General features: G+C 70.6%; 1 protein-coding gene. It reads left to right on the top strand.

Going from position 1 to position 572, the window contains the following annotated elements:
- The coding region (locus tag E1294_RS52160) for a condensation domain-containing protein (RefSeq protein WP_132520829.1) at positions 1-572 on the top strand (572 nt) is incomplete at both ends.

The raw sequence follows: 572 nt of genomic DNA, 5'->3' as shown, positions 1-572 counted from the left end.
GGAGAACCTCGACGGATTCCTCGCCGCACTGCAGACGGTGATCGACCGGCACGACGTGTTGCGTACCTCCTTCCACTGGGAGGGGCTCCCGCAGCCGGTCCAGGTCGTGCACCGCAGGCCCGCGCTCCCCTTGGAGGAGAGCGACGAGTCGGTCACCCGGATGGACCTCACCAGGGCGCCGCTGCTGCGGGTGCGCGTCACACGCAACGGCGGCCACTGGCGGGTGGCGGTGCACCTGCACCACCTCGCCGGCGACCACAGCACCCTCGCCAGGATCCGCGAGGAGATCGGCGCCATCCTGGTCGGCCGACCTGATCTGCTGCCGGACCCCGTGCCCTACCGGGACATGGTCGCCCAGGCCATGCTCGGCCTGTCGGAAGCGGAGCACGAGGAGTTCTTCACCGGCCTGCTCGGCGATGTCGAGGAGCCGTGCGCACCGTACGGCGTGCTCGATGTGCACGGTGATGGCAGCGACGTTGCCGAGGCCGAGATCGTGGTCGATGCCGGTGCTGCCGAGCAGATCCGTGCGCTGGCCCGTCGCGAGGGCGTGTCCGCGGCGTCGCTGTTCCACC

The organism is Nonomuraea diastatica (assembly GCF_004349015.1).
Taxonomy (GTDB): Bacteria; Actinomycetota; Actinomycetes; order Streptosporangiales; family Streptosporangiaceae; genus Nonomuraea; species Nonomuraea diastatica.
Note: the sequence above shows the minus strand (reverse complement) of the source record. Positions and strands in the feature narration are given on the sequence as shown.